Here is an 18,584-nt window from a genome sequence, read left to right on the forward strand (position 1 = left end):
AGCCGCGGTCTTTTAAGGAACCGCGGCTTTTTATTAATCCACCGGGCGCCTTCCCGGCTCCATATCAGAATTGGAGGCCGTCATGACTGGTGTTACCGTAAGGTCGGAATACACCCGGTTTTGACAGGAGAGCCTGATATTTTCATCAGTAATGTCTTTGTTTTCGAGAATTGCGGCTTCAGGAGCTTCCTTTGGCCCTAGCTCTCCTTCATTTACTTCACACCTGCAGGTGGTGCACCTGGCGTTGCCGCCGCAGCGGTGCAGGATATCAACACCATTGTCTTCAAGCGCAAGCACTAATTTTTTTCCTTCTTCGACTTCAAATGTACCGTAGCCTTTTACGTGAACCGTTGGCATAATAAACCTCCTCTTTAAAATAAAATGCACGTAAAGCGTAACACAATGGAAACAGCACACCTAATTGTCCTTTAATCAGCTGCTTCCTTATGCCTTCGCATTTTCTCACGTTTCTTCGTCCTGCTCGAGCGGCACAAAAGCTACATACTCGACTACAGAAGAGCTCAGTTCCCCCTGACTGTTTTTTTCTATGAGCAGCAGTTCCTGCCCCCTTCGGCCTCCTACCGGGACCATCATTTTCCCTGGCGCTGCCAGCTGCCCGACTAAGGACTCCGGCACAGCTTTCGCTGCTGCCGTTACCATAATACGGTCGTACGGCGCATGCTCCGGCCAACCTTTACTCCCGTCACCCAGCCGGTAATTAATGTTCGTAAACCCTGCTTCCTTCAGGCGCTCCTGTGCCCTTTCCTGCAGCGGCAATATTCGTTCGACCGTATAGACCTGTTCAGCAAAAGCTGCTAACAGAGCTGTCTGGTAGCCGGAACCCGTACCAACCTCGAGCACCCGGGAGGCTGGCTCAACGTCCAGCTCCAGCGTCATTTTCAACACGAGTGACGGCTGGGAGATGGTCTGTCCGTGCCCAATCGATAAAGCCTGATCCCAATTGGCAAGATTTTTGTCCGTATCCATATAAAAACTGCGGTCCATTGCCCGAAAATAGCTTCGTATTTCTTTATTCCTATCGCTTTTCGACATAATTGGACTCCTTTCTTCTGATGTTTCCGAACCCTTACTCTCTTGTGAGTTTTCTTATTTGTATTCTTTTCCCGCACGCTTCATTATCCATTCCTCCCCTTGAAAAAATTGAATGGCTCAAGCATACTTTTAGACAAATAGGGTTATTCGTACTACGATTACTCTATACTCGCAATGAAGCGAAATGAAGGAGGTTCTCATAAATGGCTATTGTACACGTATCAGATCAGGACTTTTCCCAACAGATTTCCGAAGGTGTCGTTCTAACTGACTTTTGGGCACCTTGGTGCGGACCCTGCAAAATGATTGCTCCGGTTCTCGAAGAAATTAACGAAGAAATTGGCGATAACGTTAAAATTGCTAAATTAAACGTTGATGAAAATCAGGAAACTGCCGGTAAATACGGTGTTATGAGCATTCCAACACTCATGATTTTCAAGGACGGCGAAATGGTAGAACAAATCGTCGGCTTCCAGCCGAAAGATCAGCTCCAGGGCCTGCTTGAAAAACACATGTGATTTTTCGTTATTAAAAATCCCGCGCTCGCTATGAGCACGGGATTTTTTCTGTTACTTATAGTGCTTCCATTCTTTTTCCTCCAAAGCTTCTTCCCTCTTCTGGCTTTTTCTTCCCCACCAGGACACGAGCAGCGGCCCGGAGATATTGTGCCAAACGGAAAAAATAGCGCTTGGAAGCGCAGCAAGCGGCGTGAAGTGGACCGTGGCCAGCTGAGTGCCAAGCCCGGAATTCTGCATTCCTACCTCAATCGATACTGCCCGCCGTTTTGTTTCGTCTAATCCCACCAGTTTCGCCGTTACATAGCCAAGAGCCAAACCAAAGCTGTTATGAAGCACAACCGCTGCAAAAACCAATAGTCCAGTTGCAGCAATGTTCTCCTGATTTGCTCCGACCACTCCGGCTACAATAGCAATAATGGCTGCCATGGAAACAATCGGAAGTGCCCGAACGCTTTTTTCCACTGTCTTTGGAAACAGCTGTTTGATAATTAAACCGAGCGCAATAGGTATAATAATCACCTGAAAAATGGATAGAAACATCGCCAGCGGATCCACCGGCAGCCACTCATTTGCAAGCACCAGAAGGGCAAGCGGCGTCAGAAGAGGCGCTAGCAGTGTCGACACCGTCGTCATAGCAACCGATACCGGAAGGTCCCCTTTGGCCAGGTACACCATGACGTTTGACGCTGTCCCTCCCGGACAAGCGCCTACAAGCACGAGACCTGCCGCTATTTCCGGCGGAAGCTGCAGAACCAGGGCAATGATAAAAGCCGCAAGCGGCATGATAACAAACTGCGCAACCACCCCGGTCAGTACCGGCAGCGGTTTTTTTGCGACTATGCGGAAATCGGAAAGGTTCAGCGTAAGTCCCATACCAAACATTATGACCCCAAGTAAAATAGTTATGTAACCAGTAATTCCTACAAATACATCCGGCAGCAGATAAGCAATAAATGCAACCACTAACACAAAAACAGCAAAATATTTATTTACGAATATATTCAGGCTGTTCATTCTCCCACTCCTTTATTTTCTCTAAATTATGAAATATTTAGCATTTTAACGCTATTGCACTAACATTTCAATCCTTTAACAGGAAAAAGGAAGCGGAATACTTTGTTTTCCTTTTACATTATTCTTCTATTGAAACCAGACCTGCCCTGGAGTAGTTTGTTTAAAGAAGGGCTCCTAAGGGAATCTTTCGGCAAAGCGTTTGCTCGTAAAAACAACAGGAGGGGATTAAGCATGTGGTGGTGGAGATTTAATCATGACGGTCCGGCCTTTGAACCTTTTGGTACCGGGCAGCTTATGGTATGGCTTTGTCTTGCCCTTGCCTGCACCGGTATTATACTTTTTCAAAACTACCTTCGGCGCGAGCCCTTAGCCAGACAGACGATTAAGTGGCTCATCATTTCCACCTTTCTCCTTGGACAGCTGGCCCTGCAGCTTTTTTATATTACAAATGGCATTTGGAACCCGCGTTTTTCACTTCCGCTTAAAGTCAGCGATCTGGCCTGGATAGCAGTCGTTATTATGCTTATAACCGGCAGTCGCTTTTGGACTGCCTTCGCGTTTTATGCCGGTACATCAAGCGCCTTACTTACTATAGTGTTTCCAGACATGGAACGGTACGGCTTCCCTCATTTTCGGTTTCTTCACTTTTTTATTACCCACGCGCTTATTGTGGCAGCCGTTGTTTATCAGGTGGTGGTGAAGCGTACCTTTATATCTTTTCGTTCCTTGTTTGTCGTTTGGGGAGCCTTGAACGCTGCCGCCGTGTTGGCATTTTTGGTAAATCTATATTTCGACGCCAACTACATGTATTTAATGGAAAAACCAGCGTCCCCTTCCCCATATGATTTCTTTGGCCCGTGGCCTTATTACTTACTCACGCTTCAAGCCATAGCATTAACTGCGTTTTTAAGCCTGTATGCAGGGTACCGCTTCATTCTAAAAAAGTTTCTCCTTTTTTAATTGTTCTGCGCTTAAAACGAAGACATCCCACTCCACTCCTGCAGCCGGTACCGCCAATAAAGCAGACGGGAATTATTTTTATATTTTTTGTAATCCAGCGTGTGCGTGCCATCGGAATTATTCCACAGCCGTTGATAATAACTCCGCACTTCTTCTACAGCCTCCGAATCATTATTGCCGGTGACCACAACATCAGTTTCCAAATTGTAATTATCCAAATTTCTTCTCGTCATGTTCGCTGATCCACCAATAACTACTGTCTGCTCTGTCTTTTCCATCATCATCATTTTGGCATGATACTGTACCCCATCGGCATGATACCACCTTATGTTAATACGCCCATTTGTTTTCTTCACGAGCTCATGAGCTGCCGGTTGATTGGGAATGCCTATTTTTTCGCTTCCAAAAGCTTCTTCGTTTATATCCATAATAATATTAATATCAGCCCCCCGGTTCGCCGCTTCGATGAGCGCTTCAATGACATCGCGGTCCGCTAAATAAAACATTCCCATACGTAATTTCCCGCCCCGGGATAATTCGCGTATTTCTCTCAGCACCCGCTCTTTAATTTTTCGTTCTGTTAAAAGCTGCACTTTATATTCTCCTATCCCCGTGGGGACCTCCACGTCAGATATAAACGAATCGAACTTTTCCCCCGGCCGGCCCGCCATCTCCGCTACTGCTTTTTCTGTTTTCAATAAATCCTTCAGTACAGCCCCCCTGACTTCGAAGCCTGTATTTGCATGATACCCGCTGGCATCGTGAGGATTTGCTGAAGTAACCATTCCTGCTTTTTCTGTAACAAGCGTTTTCCGGTGGTTGGCTTTAAAATTTAAAATCTCCAGATAAGAACGAAGCGTTACGTCCGGAGCATTGCTGCTGAAGAAGTTTGGAAGCCACCCTCTCCCGTGGTTTCCAAACCACTGAACAAAAGTCCGGTAAAACCCTGAGTAAAGCGGATTTGAATCCCTTAATGCTTCCAGTTCCGTGAAAATGACTTCAATGCCGCTCTCTTCGAGCTGCTGAAAGTGCTCAGGCGTATAAGCCCCGTAAAAAGTGTTTACCGGATCAGTTATAACCACTATTTCTATATCAGGCTCCGCTTCTTTTTTGTTGATTAATGCCTCCGAAACGCGCCTCGTTAATGGCGGAAAATCCGCTCCCGCTTCATGCTCGCTGTTAAAGTAGAACATATCCATAACGATAAACTGATCCGCTTCTTCAATTTTCCGCATAACTGTATCAAATATTTCTTGTTCCACCACCTTTGATTCCGTAGAGGAAACGTAGGTATGATCCTCAAGAAAACGGACATTGTCTGTACGATGCTCCTTGCCCTCATAGGAAACATTCGCAGGCAGGGGCTTATTGCTCCCATAAACAGCGGTCACGACTACAGCTGAAATAGTACCGAGTAAAGCCACCAGCATCCACTTCTGTCTAAGAGAGTCTCTCTGAAGTACTTTCGGAATTTTTCTTCTCATACCAGTGCTCCTTTTATTGGTTTTGTGTCTCCGGATTTTCTTTAATCAAAACCTTTTGCAACAGGCATCACTGTATACTCTTTTCTCTGAAGTTTCTATTGGTTTCTTATTCCCGATAGTTTAAATATTAAAATGCAGTTCCTGTACGGTCCAATTATTAAATAAGTTATTTGGATAACTACTGAATTACTGCAAAAATAAAACATGTATATTTAACACTTATTATGATTTATCAATTTATATTACAAAAATGTTACAAGTATATTACTGTTCACCTTCAAAGGTTCTACTTGATTCCCTTAATATTTATATAAAAAACGTCAAATTATAGTTAACTGTCATTTTTATACATAGTCTTTTTTACCTAAGTAACAGCCTTTGGCATTATTTATTAAAAATTCAAACTATTAATAAGGCAATTGAATTTTTTTGCTTTAATTATTTCAGAAATACTTTTATAAAAGCATTTTTATTAAAACTATATTACAAAACTTACACATTATTGAATTGTCTCTCACATTCTTATAGAATTGGGTTTATAGAAAAACACATACTAAAGACTCACAAAAATACATTTAGGAGGTGCAGCTTCACTTCGCTACATCCATTGGACTGTCTACTACTTATACTTATAAAATCCAGTATTCTTATCGAAAAACTTATCATTATACTCCTACATATATAAGACAGCGGATGATAAAGCAAGTGAACACACATAATGAAAAAATACTTATTCGGAACAGCAGTAACGGCAGGGGTACTATTCGCAGGTCCCCAGGCAGCGGATGCAGCAATTGATGACCACGGCTCTTTATCTTACGGCGATAGTAATTCTTCCGTAAACGATCTTCAGGAAGCATTAAAGGAAGAAGGACACTTTGAAGGCTACACCGGATCCCGCTTCGGCCCTAAAACACTTGAGGCCGTTAAGGACTTCCAATCTGCAGAAGGACTTTCTTCTCCTTCCGGCAGTTATTATGGTGTAGCAGGACCTTCGACTCAGTCTTCTTTAATGGACGCAATTGATTCCAGCTCTTCTTCGAACACAGCGAGCTCATCGAGCAAATCAAGCAGTTCAGATTCCACTTCGATTGGAAGCCATGGTTCTTTATCGTACGGCGATAGTAATTCTTCCGTAAACGCGCTCCAAAAAGAATTAAAAGAACACGGCTTTTTCGAGGGATACACCGGTTCCCGTTTCGGCCCTAAAACACTTCAGGCCGTTAAGGATTTCCAGTCCGCTACAGGCCTCTCGTCTCCTTCCGGCAGCTACTACGGGGTAGCAGGTCCATCCACTCAGAGTGCTCTGATGGATTACGACGGATCTTCTGCGAGCAGTGATGAAGTAAAGAGCAGTTCTGATAGTGATAGCGATGAACAGGTAGCCGGCGTTTCTACAGGCACTGGTGCAGACATCGTCAGCACAGCCAAGCAGTACATGGGCACTCCTTACGTATGGGGCGGCATGTCTCCAAGCGGCTTTGACTGCAGTGGTTTTCTTAACTACGTATATGATAAACACGGCAAAAGCATGCCGCGTACTGTAGCATCTATTTACAGTGAAAGCACAAAGGTCTCCAGCCCGTCTGTTGGCGACATCGTTTTCTTTGATACACGAGGCGGCGCTTCGCACGCTGGTATTTACGTTGGAAACAACGAATTCATTCACGCAGGCGCTTCCACCGGAGTTACTGTCTCGAGCATGGACAGTTCCTATTGGGCCCCTCGCTACATGGGCGCCGGCCAAATCTAAACAGCATCAGCACAAAAAGCCAGAAGATCCCTCCGGAACGGCTCTCCTGGCTTTTTTGCATCTTTGCTGCCTGTCTACAAATAGTTTTCGAGCGCATAAGCGACGCCGTTTTCCAGATAGCTTTTAGTTACATAATCCCCCGCTTCTATCACTTCTTCCACTGCGTTTCCCATGGCAATACTTGTACCGGCAATCTCAAACATAGGCAGATCATTTAAGTTGTCCCCGATAGCTGCTGTACTTTCGAGCGGCACTCCCATTTCTTCTGCCATACGCTTAAGAGCGTACCCTTTGCTTACGCTTGGGTGGGCGATTTCAAGCTTTGTGATCCCCGAGGACGTCAAAGACACATCTGTACGCGGAGTCAGCTGGTCCCTAAGCTTTGTTAATCTTTTCCGATCGAAGGACAATACAAATATTTTGTATATTTCTTCCGTTGCCGGATCCACGTCCCGGTAGTCTTTCATATATCCCGTGCCGTGCTGGGCGTATTGGATGCCCATCTCCTCTTCCGACCAGGCTTTTGTCACCTCTTCGTTCTCTTCCTGTACCCTTTGCACTTCTTCCCTGAGGCGCTCCTTACCGCCTTCAAGCAGTATTACTCCCTGGTTCGTGTATATCTCATAGTACCAATCTTCATTTTCAAGCTCGGGAAGCAGCTCTTCGGTGATTCCTTCAGGCATGACCAGCTGATCAATGCTCTCTCCGTCCTGATAGGTCCATGCCCCGTTTCCGACTATCATAGGGCAGTCCAGTCCGGCAAGTTTTAAAATATTCTCAGTGTCCTGCAGCGACCTTCCTGAGCAGACGGCTACTATATCTCCATTTTCCTGTGCAGCCTTTATAGCTTTTACATTTTCTGCACTGATGGAACGATCTTTTTTAATGAGTGTTCCGTCTAAATCAACGGCGATTAGCTTCATTTCTGATTTCCTCCCAATGTAATAACGATATGAATCTTTCTTATTTACTTTTATCATAAACTTTTGGCAATGTCGCGAATAAATTTACAGGAGGATTCTATTAATATACTCTTCAAAGTTATATATTCCTCCGGAAGTATGTTTTAATTAAAGAAAGACCATCAAAGAAACGGGGAGTTGCAATGAACCAGGCAGCAGATACTTATTGGAAGAATTTTTGGCAGCAGCGAAACGAAACCCCGCCCGAACAGGTAACAGCCTGGTCCTTTGGCGTGGACCCCGATGAGCTTGCAGAGCTTGTCGTGTCCGGAGTCAAAACGGCTACATGCTCTGCTTACATGTTTTATGAGATAGAAAATGAACCTCTTCCTTCGATGGGGGATTACAGCGTCGTTTTAAACAGAGCCGGCGACCCGGTATGTATTATCCAAACCACCAGTGTCAAAATTATGCCGATGAACGAAGTGCCCAAAGAATTTGCTGAAGCTGAAGGGGAAGGAGACCGTTCCTACGAGTATTGGTGGAATGCGCATGAACAATTTTTTACCGAAGCGCTCGAAGAGGTTGGGGAAATATTCCGGGAGGATATGACGGTCGTCTGTGAACGGTTCGAAGTAGTAAAATAAGGAAAAATCAATAAAGGAGAAGCTGCTTGCGGGCAGCTTCTCCTTTTCGTTTATTCTACCGGTTTTAATTTATACACTTCTCTTGATACAACGAGATTCTCTGTATTTTCCCGGTAGGCCTGATAATGTTCGGTCTGAATATGCTGCTGCACGGCTTCTTCATCCTTCCACTGTTCTGAAAAGATAAATACCCCGTCCTGCGCTTCCGATTCATACAGAACATATTCCAGGCAGCCCGCTTCTGCCCGCGACGGAGCCAGCGCCTTTTTCAGCTCTGTTTTCAAAGCTTCTTCCTTTCCCGGCTCTGCCTGCAGAAATGCTTTAATGGTTACTGTCATACATCTTCCTCCTTTGTATATTTATTATACGGCTGCGCTGCCTGTTTCTGCACGGCTCAGGACTTGAGGCATAAAACAATCTTTCGCAGGAAAATTCACTTCGTTGCTTACTTTGACAGATTCATACAGTAGAATAAGAGAAAACAGTAATTATTGCGGCGAGGTGATCAGCAGTGTACGAAAACTTACAGTCTCTTACCACAGCAGAACAGGCGGAGTATCTTACAGAATATCTGGTGGAGTGGAACAGCGTGAACGCTTCCGATGGCGAAGTATCCATCGCGCGGGAGCTTTACCGCATCCTGCATACATTTCCTTATTTTCAACAGTTCCCGGAACGCGTCTGGGTAGAGCCGGTTCACGGAGACCCTCACGGACGCCAGAATGTGTTTGCCTTTATCAAAGGGCCGTCTTCTTCAGCCCAGACAATTCTTTATCATTCCCACATCGATACAGTAGGGATTGAAGATTATGGAAACATTAAATACCAGGCCTGTTCGCCAAAAGAACTGCTTCCTTACTTCAAAAGCTATACAAATGATCCTGAAGTGCAGGCAGATGCCCAAAGCGGAGACTGGATGTTCGGACGCGGGTCCGTCGATATGAAAAGCGGCATCGCCGTGCATATCGTGAATCTACTTTATTTCTCGGAGCATCCGGAAGAACTTGAAGGCAATATTCTGCTTTTACTGAATCCCGATGAAGAAAGCGAGCACTGCGGCCTCATCGGTGCGTTGCCTGTTCTTCGTGATTTAAAGCGTTCTCACAACCTTCAGTATCTGCTCGCCATTAATAACGACTTTATCGCCCCTCTGTATGAAGGAGATACGACAAAATATATCTATACAGGAACTGCGGGAAAACTGCTGCCTGCCTTTTTCGTTTTTGGACGCGAAGTGCACGTCGGTGATACGCTTGCCGGCGTAGATCCTAATTTCGTTGCCGCTAAACTGACAGAGGGCATCCACAACAATTATGATTTAACCGAACATATTCCCGGGGAACTGATTTTACCCCCGACGTGTCTTTATCAGCGTGATACGAAGGAAAGCTACACTGTCCAGACTGCTTCAGGCAGCCGGCTGTATTTTAATTATTTTTTATACGAAACTACCGCGGAACAGGTGACCGAACAAATGCTTCAGTCAGCGCGCCAGGCAGCAGAAGAATCGGAGCAGTACTTTGCTTCCCAATACGATAGATACATCGAGGTCACCGGCATGCCTCCGAAAAATATTTCCTGGGAAATAGACGTTAAGACGTATGAAAACTACCGCCTTGAACTTGAACAAAAGGGACTCGACACGCAGGCAGCCATTCAAAAACGGCTTGCTGAAACTGCCGGCATGGACCTTCGGCTGCGCAGCTTTGAACTGGTGCACGCTCTGCGCGAGCTTGACCCAGATAAAACACCGCAGATCATTTTCTTTTACGCTCCGCCGTTTCTGCCGCACAATTACTTAACAGAGGGTAACAGCCGGCACCGGGAAATGAAGGCATCACTCTCCTCTATTCTTCAGGAAAACTCGGCCAGTACCGGGGAAATATTTGAGATGCGCAATTTCTTTCCCTATTTGTCTGACGGCAGCTTTTTGTCCATCCAGGAGTCGGATGCGGAGCTGCAGCCGCTGCTGAAAAATTTACCGGAGGGAGACACTCTTTATCCGGTGCCGGTCGAGGCTATAAAACAGCTGAACATCTCCTCCATTAACATGGGGGTTTACGGAAAAGATGGGCACAAATGGACCGAGAGGGTCTATAAGCCTTATTCCTTTCACATTCTCCCCAGCTTGATCCGGGACACCACCGTCCGGATCCTGCGTGAATTTGCCTCTGTAAAAAAATAACACAACGAAAGCCGGCTCTCCGTAAAAAGAGACGCCGGCTGTTTTACAGCTGTTTTTCAAAAAGTATGCGATTCTGCTCTTCTCCGTCGTAGTCAGTATGTACCGGAAGCCCGTTCTCCGTTTTATCACCCGCCACCAGATTAAATCCCATCGACTGATGAAAAGCCACTGATCCTTCATTGCCAGGTGACGTCACTGCCCGGGCGAGTCGGCGGCCTTCATCAAGTGCACAGTCAAAGAAAGCTTCATACAAGCTTTCTGCGACACCTTCTCCCCGGTTATCCGGATGAACGCCGACGAAATGTATATATGCCTCTTCTTCTCTTGTCTGTGATAAAAATCCGACAAGAAACCCTGTCATCCGGCCATTTACTTCTGCAATAAAGCTTGTTTCCTGAAAATGATCAAACAGAAACTTCGGCAGCTTACCGTCCATATCTCTTCCGCCCCACCATTCGTTGATCACCTGCTTGACTGTATAGTAATCTTTGGTCTGGGCTTTGCGTATGTGCATGGATGTCTCCTCCTCTATTTCAGTATTATAAGTGCTCTACTTCCACATTCACATATGAAAACGAGCGAAAATCAAACAGTCCTTTTTCCGTTATTTTCAGCTCCGGAATCACCGGAAGAGCTAAAAAGGAGAGTGTCAGAAACGGATCGAAATCCTGCGGGGCCCCGAGAGAATCAAGGGCCTGATTTAATAGGCTCAGCCTTTCATACACCTCCTCCCACGGTTTTTCCGCCATTAAGCCCGCGACAGCAAGCGGGAGCGAAGCTAATACTTTTTCTTCCTGCACTACAGCCATTCCTCCATTTGACTGTATCACATGTCTGACAGCCGCCAAAATGTCTTTATCTGACGTGCCGGCGGCAATAATATTATGTGAATCATGGGAAATGGTAGTCGCAATCGCTCCCGATTTGAGACCGAGCCCTTTGACAATACCAACCCCGATATTTTCACTGGCAGTGTGTCTTTCTATGACTGCGATTTTCAGCTGATCGTTCGCAGGAGAAATACAGAAATGATCGTCTTCGACAGTTACTTGTTCCTTACGCTCTTTAGTCACTATACTGTTTGGTACAACTTCAATTAAACGGCAGAAATCCGAAGCAAGCGGCAGAGCCAGATCACGAGCACTTACTTGACCTGCATTTATTCCAGGAAGCGAAGCTGCAGAAACCCCTCTATTCGTTTCTTCCAGCGGCCGGACGTTCCCACTAACCAATCGCCCGTTTTTGTATACTTCATGAATATTGAAGCTGTCAAGATCATCCAGCAGCACAAAGTCAGCCTGATACCCCGGCGCCACTGCTCCGAGATGTTGGAGCCCAAAGCATTCAGCGGCGTTTAGCGTTACCATCTGCACGGCCGTCACGGGATCAAGTCCTTTACGGACCGCACGCCGTACAATATGGTCCACGCTCCCTTCCTCCACTAAATCATCCACCAGCTTATCATCGGTAACGAATAGGCACCTTCTCGCGTTCCTTTCCGTAATTGCCGGAAACAGTGCGTCTAAATCCCTGGCGACGGTACCCTCCCGGATCATCAGATACATTCCAAGGTCCAGACGCGTTTTTGCTTCAGCAGCTGTAACACTTTCATGGTCTGTGCGAATGCCTGCTGCCATAAAAATATTGATGCCTTCCGCCGTAAGCCCCGCAGCGTGACCGTCTATGACCTTTCTTTCCGTATGACCCATAAGCAGTTTGTCCATCATTACGTCCGTTCCTTCTGCCACAGCCGGAAAGTCCATAACTTCGGCCAGGCCCAGTACCCCGGGTGTATTGATAAATGGCAGGAGGTGCTCTGCTTCGAGTACCGCCCCGTTGCTTTCAAACGGCGCTGCCGGTACGCACGAGGGAAGCATCACAAACATATCAAGCTCCGTGCGCTCAGCGTCTTCTATCATGTACTCAATGCCAGGAGCACCGGCCACATTGGCAATTTCATGCGGATCAGTCACTACCGAAGTCACGCCATGAGAGAGTACTACTTTCCCAAATTCCCGCGGGGTCAGCAGCGAGCTTTCAATATGCACATGACCATCAATCATACCGGGAATCATTATTTTCCCTTTCGCATCAATTACTTCCTGTCCGTCATAGGAACCGATACCCGCAAAATACCCGTCAACGATGGCCGCGTCTCCTTCCATTATTTCACCGGTAAACACATTCACGATCGATGCGTTTTTAACGACTGTGTCCGCAGGTCTTTGGCCTCCGGCTGCCGCTATACGATTTTTCAGCATTTCTTTTGTAATCTTCATTTTTTGCTCCTCTTCATTTTGATTTTTTGGAAGAAAGCTCCGGAGCCGGCAATAAAAAAATCCTGATTACAAAGACATGCCGGGGCACCTTCTTTGTAATCAGGATTTTACGGTTCCTGGTAGAGACCCCCGTACCATATTAACGGGGTTATACAGTGACTAATTATTATTTATTTTATCCCAAAGGACAGCCGCCTTCAACTTCCGTGCTATTTTTTTTGACATCCCTCTTTCTTTACTGCTTTTAAAACGCAATCGAGAAGAAATACTGCCTGGAGGCTTGCGGTATTATTTACGTATAAGGAGGCGAAAGCTGATGACTCAAATCCAAAAAATCACGCCCAATCTTTGGTTCAGCTATAATGCTGAGGAAGCAGTAGACTTCTACACCGGTATTTTTCCTGATTCCAGAGTAAAAAGGGTGGCGTGCTATGGAAAGGAAGGGTATGACATTCACGGTATGCCTGAAGGCACTGTGCTGACGATTGAATTCAATCTGGCGGGCCAGGAATTCATTGCTTTAAACGGCGGGGACCAGCCATTTACGTTTGATGAATCAATTTCTTTTATCGTCAACTGCAGCGACCAGCAAGAAGTGGATTATTACTGGAAGCACCTTTCTGCCGGAGGTGATGAAAAGGCGCAGGTGTGCGGTTGGCTGAAAGATAAATACGGCGTTTCCTGGCAGGTCGTTCCTGAAATACTAAGCAGATATTTGACCGACGCTGACCCTGCCAAAGCAGCGAACGTCATGAAAGTAATGCTCCAAATGAAAAAGTTAAATATTTCCTCTCTTGAAAAGGCTTATGAGAATGCGTAAAAGCACCGCAGCCTTAAGCTTCCGGTGCTTCTTTTTCAGATCTTAAACCTTGAATGAACGCACGGACTGCCCAAGCTCTTCTGCCATGTGCGCAAGGGTGTTTGATGCAGATGATATCTCCTGCATGGAAGCGTTCTGCTCTTCAGAAAAGGCAGCAACATTTTGTTTTCCCTTTCATTAAATTCCCGTCCTCGATGCGCCATTCGCCGGGGTACTCACTGTTTATGTATTCATAGCCTAAATTCAAATCAGAGACCGCTTTTTCCACAGCCGTTTCTTCCACGCCCTTTTTGATTTGGTCAAACGTAATAAAGCCAATCACAATAGAAAAACCAATCAGAACTGCAGTCATAAGTATGCTCAGTTTTGTACCAAGCGTAAGCTTTTGTATTAACCTTTTCACCTTTTTCCTCCTTGAACTGATTTCTTATTATTACTATCGTAATAATCGCTGCATAGTTTATAGGAATAAATGGATTTTTATGGATAAAAACAAAATCCCTTCAGTCAATACGGCTGAAGGGATGAATGAGGCATCCTGTTAAATATCTTTATGCGTGAAAATATCATGGTCATCAGTGCTTGTCGAGGAAGTTCGCTTAAGATGATGTGTACATGCCGCCGTTCACATGAATGCACTGGCCGGTCATGTAGGAGCCTTCATCCGATGCAAGCAGAACATAAGGGCCCATAAGCTCCGACGGCTGTCCCGGACGTCCCATCGGGGCTGAGGCACCGAATTCCGCCACCGAATCTTCGTCGAACGTGGATGGAATCAGCGGCGTCCAGATTGGCCCCGGCGCTACCATATTCACCCGGATACCTTTACCGACAAGGTTGGCTGCCATACTGCGGGTAAAGCCGTTAATAGCCCCTTTGGTGGACGTGTAATCAATCAGATTCGGGTTGCCCGTATACGGATTAATGGAAGTAGTGTTGATAATAGAGCTTCCTTCTTTTAAATGCGGAATCGCAAATTTGGTCATATGAAAAACGGAATATAAATTGGTTTTGAATGTTTTATCCCATTGTTCCAACGAAATGTCCTGCAGGTCGCTCGTTGGAAACTGAATCGCAGAATTATTTACAAGAATATCGAGTTTGCCGAATTCGTTCACTGTCTTTTCAATCAACGATTTGCACGTCTCTTCCTCCGAAACATCGCCGGGCAGAAGCAAAGCCTCTACGCCTTCGTTTTCTATCAGTTTTTTCGTTTCATCAGCGTCACTCTGCTCTTCCTCCAAATAATTAATGACGACATGGGCGCCTTCTTTTGCATAGGCAATCGCCACTGCGCGGCCGATACCGCTGTCCCCACCGGTAATCAACGCCACCCGGTCTGTAAGCTTTCCGCTCCCTTTATAATCGAGAGGCTGGATGGGCAATGGCTTCATCTCTGATTCAATGCCCGGCTGCTCTGACTGGCTCTGCTTTGGCTGTCCGCCCAGCTGCTGTTTATTAATATCCATCTATATCAGTGCTCCTTTTCATTGTTGAGGTAATACTTCTTTTAGTTACCTGCTAACAGGAAATAGTAAACATTTGTAACCGGAGGCACCTGAAAATGACACTGAAAAAACTGCCCGGCAGCCCCAGGCAGTTCAACAATTATATCTAATTTCGGAGAATAATATAAATCAGATAAATAATGTACGCAGCTGCAAGAACAGCACCTTCCCGGCGGCCAATTCTGAAATTGGTTCTCGAAAAAACGAGCAGGATCACTGTCAGAATAATCATAAGCGAAATGTCCATAAAAATTTTGCTTTCTACAGCGAGCGGTGAGATCACGGAAGCAGCGCCGAGAACAAAGAAAATGTTAAAAATATTGCTTCCGACAATATTGCCGATAGCTATGTCTGTTTCTTTTTTAATTGCCGCTGTAATCGATGTAATCAGCTCCGGCAAAGAGGTGCCAATGGCAACGATAGTCAGACCCACCAGTGTTTCACTCATACCAAACGTAAGCGCAATTTCAGTCGCGCTGTCGACCACCAGGTCCCCGCCAAAAATAATGGCCGCAAGCCCGCCGACTGTCAGCAGTATATTTTTTGTCCAAGGAGCGGCCGGGGCACTCTGGTCATTTGTCTGAGCAGCCCGGTTTCTTCGAGCGACTTCAAATATATAATATAAAAACACGGTAAAAAACAGCAGAAACACAAAGCCATCACTGCGTGTAATTACATTTTCACTAAGCGCCTGAAGAGCAGTATCACTCATTAGAATAAGAAGCGCGACCCCCGCAAGCAGCGTGAAAGGAATCTCTTTTCTCACTGTTTCATTTTCGACAGCAAGCGGGGCAATTAAAGCGGTAACGCCAATTACCAGCGTAATGTTGAAGATATTGCTTCCGATTACATTACCAAGGGCGACACCTGCGTTGCCTTCCAGAGCAGCAAGGACACTCACTGTTGCTTCCGGAGAGCTTGTGCCAAAGGCAACAATTGTCAGCCCGATTAAAAGCGGGGACACCTTTAAATTACCAGCAATTTTCGAGGCACCGTCCACAAAAAAGTCGGCTCCTTTAATCAAAAGCGCAAAACCAATTAATAACAACAGATACGACAACCGCTTCACCCTCACTTTGATGTACTTAATAAATACTTACTATGGTGCAAAAATTTTCAGCCGCCTCGGCTGGATATGTACTCTGCTTTTAACTTTCTGGAAAAAGGCTGTCTATTGGGTCTGTGACATTGCCGGGAAACTTCCGGTTTAACACGTGATTTTTCCGTTTTTGTATAATGCTTTAAGGACAGAGGTTAAGTGCAACATCTACCTCTCATTATACCTATTACCGTTAAAAATTCCTATAAATTATAGTTGTTTCAGCCGAAGTTAATTTAGTATCATATTTCCATTTTATTTCTCTGTTCCATTCAGTCTTCACTTATAAAAAAAGACCCATTGGATTTTTTCCAATGGGCACTTAGTGTATATTTACTGTCCTGCCGAACTTTTAACTATTCAACAGTCACGCTTTTTGCCAGGTTGCGCGGTTTGTCTACATCGCAGCCGCGGTGCATCGCTGCATAATAAGAGATAAGCTGCAGTGGGATGACCGAAACGATCGGCGTCATCACTTCATGCATGTCCGGAAGCACGATATTATCGCCTTCCTGCTGGTTTATTTCTGAAGCAATCACGCACGGCTTCGCGCCGCGGGCCACCACTTCCTGCAGGTTGCCGCGCGTATTTAAGTTCACATGGTTCTGCGTCGTTACGGCAATGACCGGTGTGCCTTCTTCAATCAACGCAATTGTGCCGTGCTTCAGTTCGCCTCCGGCAAACCCTTCAGCCTGAATATATGAAATTTCTTTCAGCTTTAACGCACCTTCAAGCACAACGTGATAGTCGAGCGCGCGGCCGATAAAGAAGCAGTTGCGCGTTTCACTCAAATATTCTTTCGCAATACCTTCCATAACGTCTTTTTGGTCACATAGAGTCTCCATGGCGTTGGCAGCGAGCCCAAGCTGCTGAATAGCGTTAAAATCAGATTCAATGTCACGGGCCCGGGCAATGTCCATAGCAAGAATGGACATTACAGCCATCTGAGCAGTATAGGCTTTCGTCGAAGCAACTGCAATCTCAGGACCGGCGTACGTGTGGAGCGTAAAGTCTGCCTCACGGGAGAGCGTCGATCCCGGAACGTTCGTAATCGTGATTGACGGGTGTCCCTGTTTTTTTACATTTACGAGCACACCACGGCTGTCGGCAGTTTCCCCGCTTTGGGAAATAAAGATAAACAACGGCTTTTCAGAAAGAAGCGGCTGGTTATACAAAAACTCGCTCGCGATGTGTACTTCCACCGGCTTCTGCCCAATTTTTTCTATCATTTCCTTACCTACAAGCCCAGCATGATAGCTTGTACCAGCTGCTAGAATATAAATACGGTCAGAATGATTGATCGCCGCACGAATATCTTCTTCAAGCTTAATGTCGCCGTCTTCATCCTGGTATTTCTGGATGATGTTACGAATAACAAATGGTTGCTCATCAATCTCCTTGAGCATAAAGTGCTCATAAGTGCCCTTTTCTGTATCAGACTCATCAATGTCTGTCACAAAAGGCTCGCGGGTCTGAACGGTTCCTTCCAGGTCTTTTACCTGCACAGAATCGCGTGTCACGATAACGACTTCTTCATCCATAATTTCAATAAACTGCTTCGTCGTGTGAAGCATTGCCATTGCATCCGAAGCAATAACGTTTTTCCCTTCTCCTAAACCAACGAGGAGCGGACTCTTATTTTTTCCGACATAGATGGTTTCTTCGTCATCGTTGTCGATTAATGCCAAAGCGTAGGATCCTTTTAGAAGAGCCAGAGTACGCCGGAAGGCAGCTTCTGTTTTAAGCCCTTCCTGGCTGAACTTTTCTACAAGCTGCACGATAATTTCCGTATCAGTCTGGCTGCGAAGAGACACTCTGTCAAGGTAATGCTGCTGGAGCTGCTGATAGTTCTCAATAACACCGTTGTGTACAAGCGTAAAGCGGCCGCTGATGCTTTGATGCGGATGCGCATTGTCCCGGCTCGGTGCTCCGTGTGTCGCCCAGCGCGTGTGACCGATCCCGATCGTACCAGTTGCCTGACCGTTTACCGTTTCCTCGAGAGCGGCAATGCGTCCTTTTTCCTTGTATACACTAACTCCGTCATTGTCTACTACCGCTATACCTGCAGAATCATACCCCCGGTATTCGAGTTTATGAAGACCCTTTAACAAAATGTCCGACGCCTGCTCGTTTCCAATATATCCTACAATTCCACACATACGTGGATACCTCCTATAACCAGCGGGGCACAAGCATATGTCGCGGGACATTTGCTGATGCCCCACTCGTCTCGTTTAATTTTTATTGATGTTATTTTTATGAGTGACAATTCTATTTACCAGTCAATACTGCTTTTATGCCTGTGTCCTGGCCTTTAGCCACGAAGTCGCCTTCATGATTTGAGCCAGCACTTTCAGCTGAG

The 18,584-nt window shown here is 45.9% G+C and carries 18 protein-coding genes and 1 riboswitch; of the genes, 6 read left to right on the plus strand and 12 right to left on the minus strand.

Going from position 1 to position 18,584, the window contains the following annotated elements; translation table 11 throughout:
• Positions 1-33: 33 nt before the first annotated feature.
• Positions 34-357 (minus strand): 2Fe-2S iron-sulfur cluster-binding protein, encoded by a 324-nt coding sequence (locus tag BLV22_RS08810; protein ID WP_091614071.1) that lies wholly within the window; start codon positions 355-357, stop codon positions 34-36.
• Between the two features lie 105 nt (positions 358-462).
• A complete protein-coding gene (locus BLV22_RS08815; RefSeq protein ID WP_091614074.1) occupies positions 463-1,053 on the minus strand; it encodes a protein-L-isoaspartate(D-aspartate) O-methyltransferase in 591 nt (196 codons plus the stop codon).
• 203 nt (positions 1,054-1,256) lie between these two features.
• Here BLV22_RS08815 and trxA point away from each other — a divergent pair, with 203 nt between their 5' ends.
• Positions 1,257-1,571 (plus strand): thioredoxin, encoded by a 315-nt coding sequence (gene trxA, locus BLV22_RS08820; protein WP_022794304.1) that lies wholly within the window; start codon positions 1,257-1,259, stop codon positions 1,569-1,571.
• A gap of 51 nt (positions 1,572-1,622) precedes the next feature.
• Here trxA and BLV22_RS08825 read toward each other — a convergent pair whose 3' ends face one another.
• Positions 1,623-2,585: a bile acid:sodium symporter family protein gene (locus BLV22_RS08825; RefSeq protein ID WP_091614077.1), complete on the minus strand. Its 963-nt coding sequence runs from the start codon at positions 2,583-2,585 to the stop codon at positions 1,623-1,625.
• A 231-nt stretch (positions 2,586-2,816) separates the two neighbouring features.
• On the opposite strand from BLV22_RS08825, the gene BLV22_RS08830 reads away from it, so the two are divergent.
• Positions 2,817-3,545: a YwaF family protein gene (locus BLV22_RS08830; RefSeq protein ID WP_091614080.1), complete on the plus strand. Its 729-nt coding sequence runs from the start codon at positions 2,817-2,819 to the stop codon at positions 3,543-3,545.
• Between the two features lie 11 nt (positions 3,546-3,556).
• Here BLV22_RS08830 and BLV22_RS08835 read toward each other — a convergent pair whose 3' ends face one another.
• Positions 3,557-5,029: a phospholipase D family protein gene (locus BLV22_RS08835; protein ID WP_091614084.1), complete on the minus strand. Its 1,473-nt coding sequence runs from the start codon at positions 5,027-5,029 to the stop codon at positions 3,557-3,559.
• 718 nt (positions 5,030-5,747) lie between these two features.
• Here BLV22_RS08835 and BLV22_RS08840 point away from each other — a divergent pair.
• Positions 5,748-6,782: a C40 family peptidase gene (locus tag BLV22_RS08840; protein WP_091614087.1), complete on the plus strand. Its 1,035-nt coding sequence runs from the start codon at positions 5,748-5,750 to the stop codon at positions 6,780-6,782.
• A 74-nt stretch (positions 6,783-6,856) separates the two neighbouring features.
• Here BLV22_RS08840 and BLV22_RS08845 read toward each other — a convergent pair whose 3' ends face one another.
• Entirely contained in the window at positions 6,857-7,705 is an 849-nt protein-coding gene (locus BLV22_RS08845; protein ID WP_091614090.1) for a Cof-type HAD-IIB family hydrolase, read from the minus strand.
• A gap of 182 nt (positions 7,706-7,887) precedes the next feature.
• Here BLV22_RS08845 and BLV22_RS08850 point away from each other — a divergent pair, with 182 nt between their 5' ends.
• The gene (locus tag BLV22_RS08850) at positions 7,888-8,331 is read left to right on the plus strand and encodes an ASCH domain-containing protein (protein ID WP_091614093.1); all 444 of its coding nucleotides are present in this window, start codon (positions 7,888-7,890) and stop codon (positions 8,329-8,331) included.
• Positions 8,332-8,381: 50 nt separating this feature from the next.
• Here the strand turns inward: BLV22_RS08850 and BLV22_RS08855 are convergent, their stop codons facing one another.
• Positions 8,382-8,669 carry a putative quinol monooxygenase gene (locus BLV22_RS08855; RefSeq protein WP_091614095.1) on the minus strand — a complete coding sequence of 96 codons (288 nt, stop codon included), beginning with the start codon at positions 8,667-8,669 and terminating at the stop codon, positions 8,382-8,384.
• A gap of 173 nt (positions 8,670-8,842) precedes the next feature.
• Between BLV22_RS08855 and BLV22_RS08860 the strand changes: the two genes are divergently transcribed.
• On the plus strand, positions 8,843-10,516 hold the full coding sequence (locus BLV22_RS08860) for a M20/M25/M40 family metallo-hydrolase (protein WP_091614098.1): 1,674 nt from the start codon (positions 8,843-8,845) through the stop codon (positions 10,514-10,516).
• A gap of 43 nt (positions 10,517-10,559) precedes the next feature.
• Here the strand turns inward: BLV22_RS08860 and BLV22_RS08865 are convergent, their stop codons facing one another.
• Positions 10,560-11,030 (minus strand): GNAT family N-acetyltransferase, encoded by a 471-nt coding sequence (locus BLV22_RS08865; RefSeq protein WP_091614100.1) that lies wholly within the window; start codon positions 11,028-11,030, stop codon positions 10,560-10,562.
• 25 nt (positions 11,031-11,055) lie between these two features.
• Complete coding sequence (ade, locus tag BLV22_RS08870) at positions 11,056-12,795, minus strand: adenine deaminase (RefSeq protein ID WP_091614103.1); 1,740 nt, start codon at positions 12,793-12,795, stop codon at positions 11,056-11,058.
• A gap of 76 nt (positions 12,796-12,871) precedes the next feature.
• Positions 12,872-12,971: riboswitch (purine riboswitch) on the minus strand.
• A 140-nt stretch (positions 12,972-13,111) separates the two neighbouring features.
• On the opposite strand from ade, the gene BLV22_RS08875 reads away from it, so the two are divergent.
• Complete coding sequence (locus BLV22_RS08875; RefSeq protein WP_091614105.1) at positions 13,112-13,615, plus strand: VOC family protein; 504 nt, start codon at positions 13,112-13,114, stop codon at positions 13,613-13,615.
• Between the two features lie 142 nt (positions 13,616-13,757).
• Here the strand turns inward: BLV22_RS08875 and BLV22_RS08880 are convergent, their stop codons facing one another.
• The 4 genes from BLV22_RS08880 to glmS form a co-directional block, all read right to left on the minus strand.
• On the minus strand, positions 13,758-14,018 hold the full coding sequence (locus tag BLV22_RS08880) for a hypothetical protein (protein ID WP_091614108.1): 261 nt from the start codon (positions 14,016-14,018) through the stop codon (positions 13,758-13,760).
• A 196-nt stretch (positions 14,019-14,214) separates the two neighbouring features.
• A complete protein-coding gene (locus BLV22_RS08885; RefSeq protein ID WP_091614111.1) occupies positions 14,215-15,084 on the minus strand; it encodes an SDR family oxidoreductase in 870 nt (289 codons plus the stop codon).
• A 145-nt stretch (positions 15,085-15,229) separates the two neighbouring features.
• Positions 15,230-16,183 (minus strand): calcium/sodium antiporter, encoded by a 954-nt coding sequence (locus BLV22_RS08890; RefSeq protein WP_091614114.1) that lies wholly within the window; start codon positions 16,181-16,183, stop codon positions 15,230-15,232.
• Positions 16,184-16,578: 395 nt separating this feature from the next.
• Positions 16,579-18,381, minus strand: a complete 1,803-nt coding sequence (gene glmS, locus BLV22_RS08895; protein WP_091614117.1) for a glutamine--fructose-6-phosphate transaminase (isomerizing) — start codon at positions 18,379-18,381, stop codon at positions 16,579-16,581.
• Positions 18,382-18,584: the final 203 nt, after the last annotated feature.

The organism is Marinococcus luteus (assembly GCF_900106595.1).
GTDB classification, from domain to species: domain Bacteria; phylum Bacillota; class Bacilli; order Bacillales; family Marinococcaceae; genus Marinococcus; species Marinococcus luteus.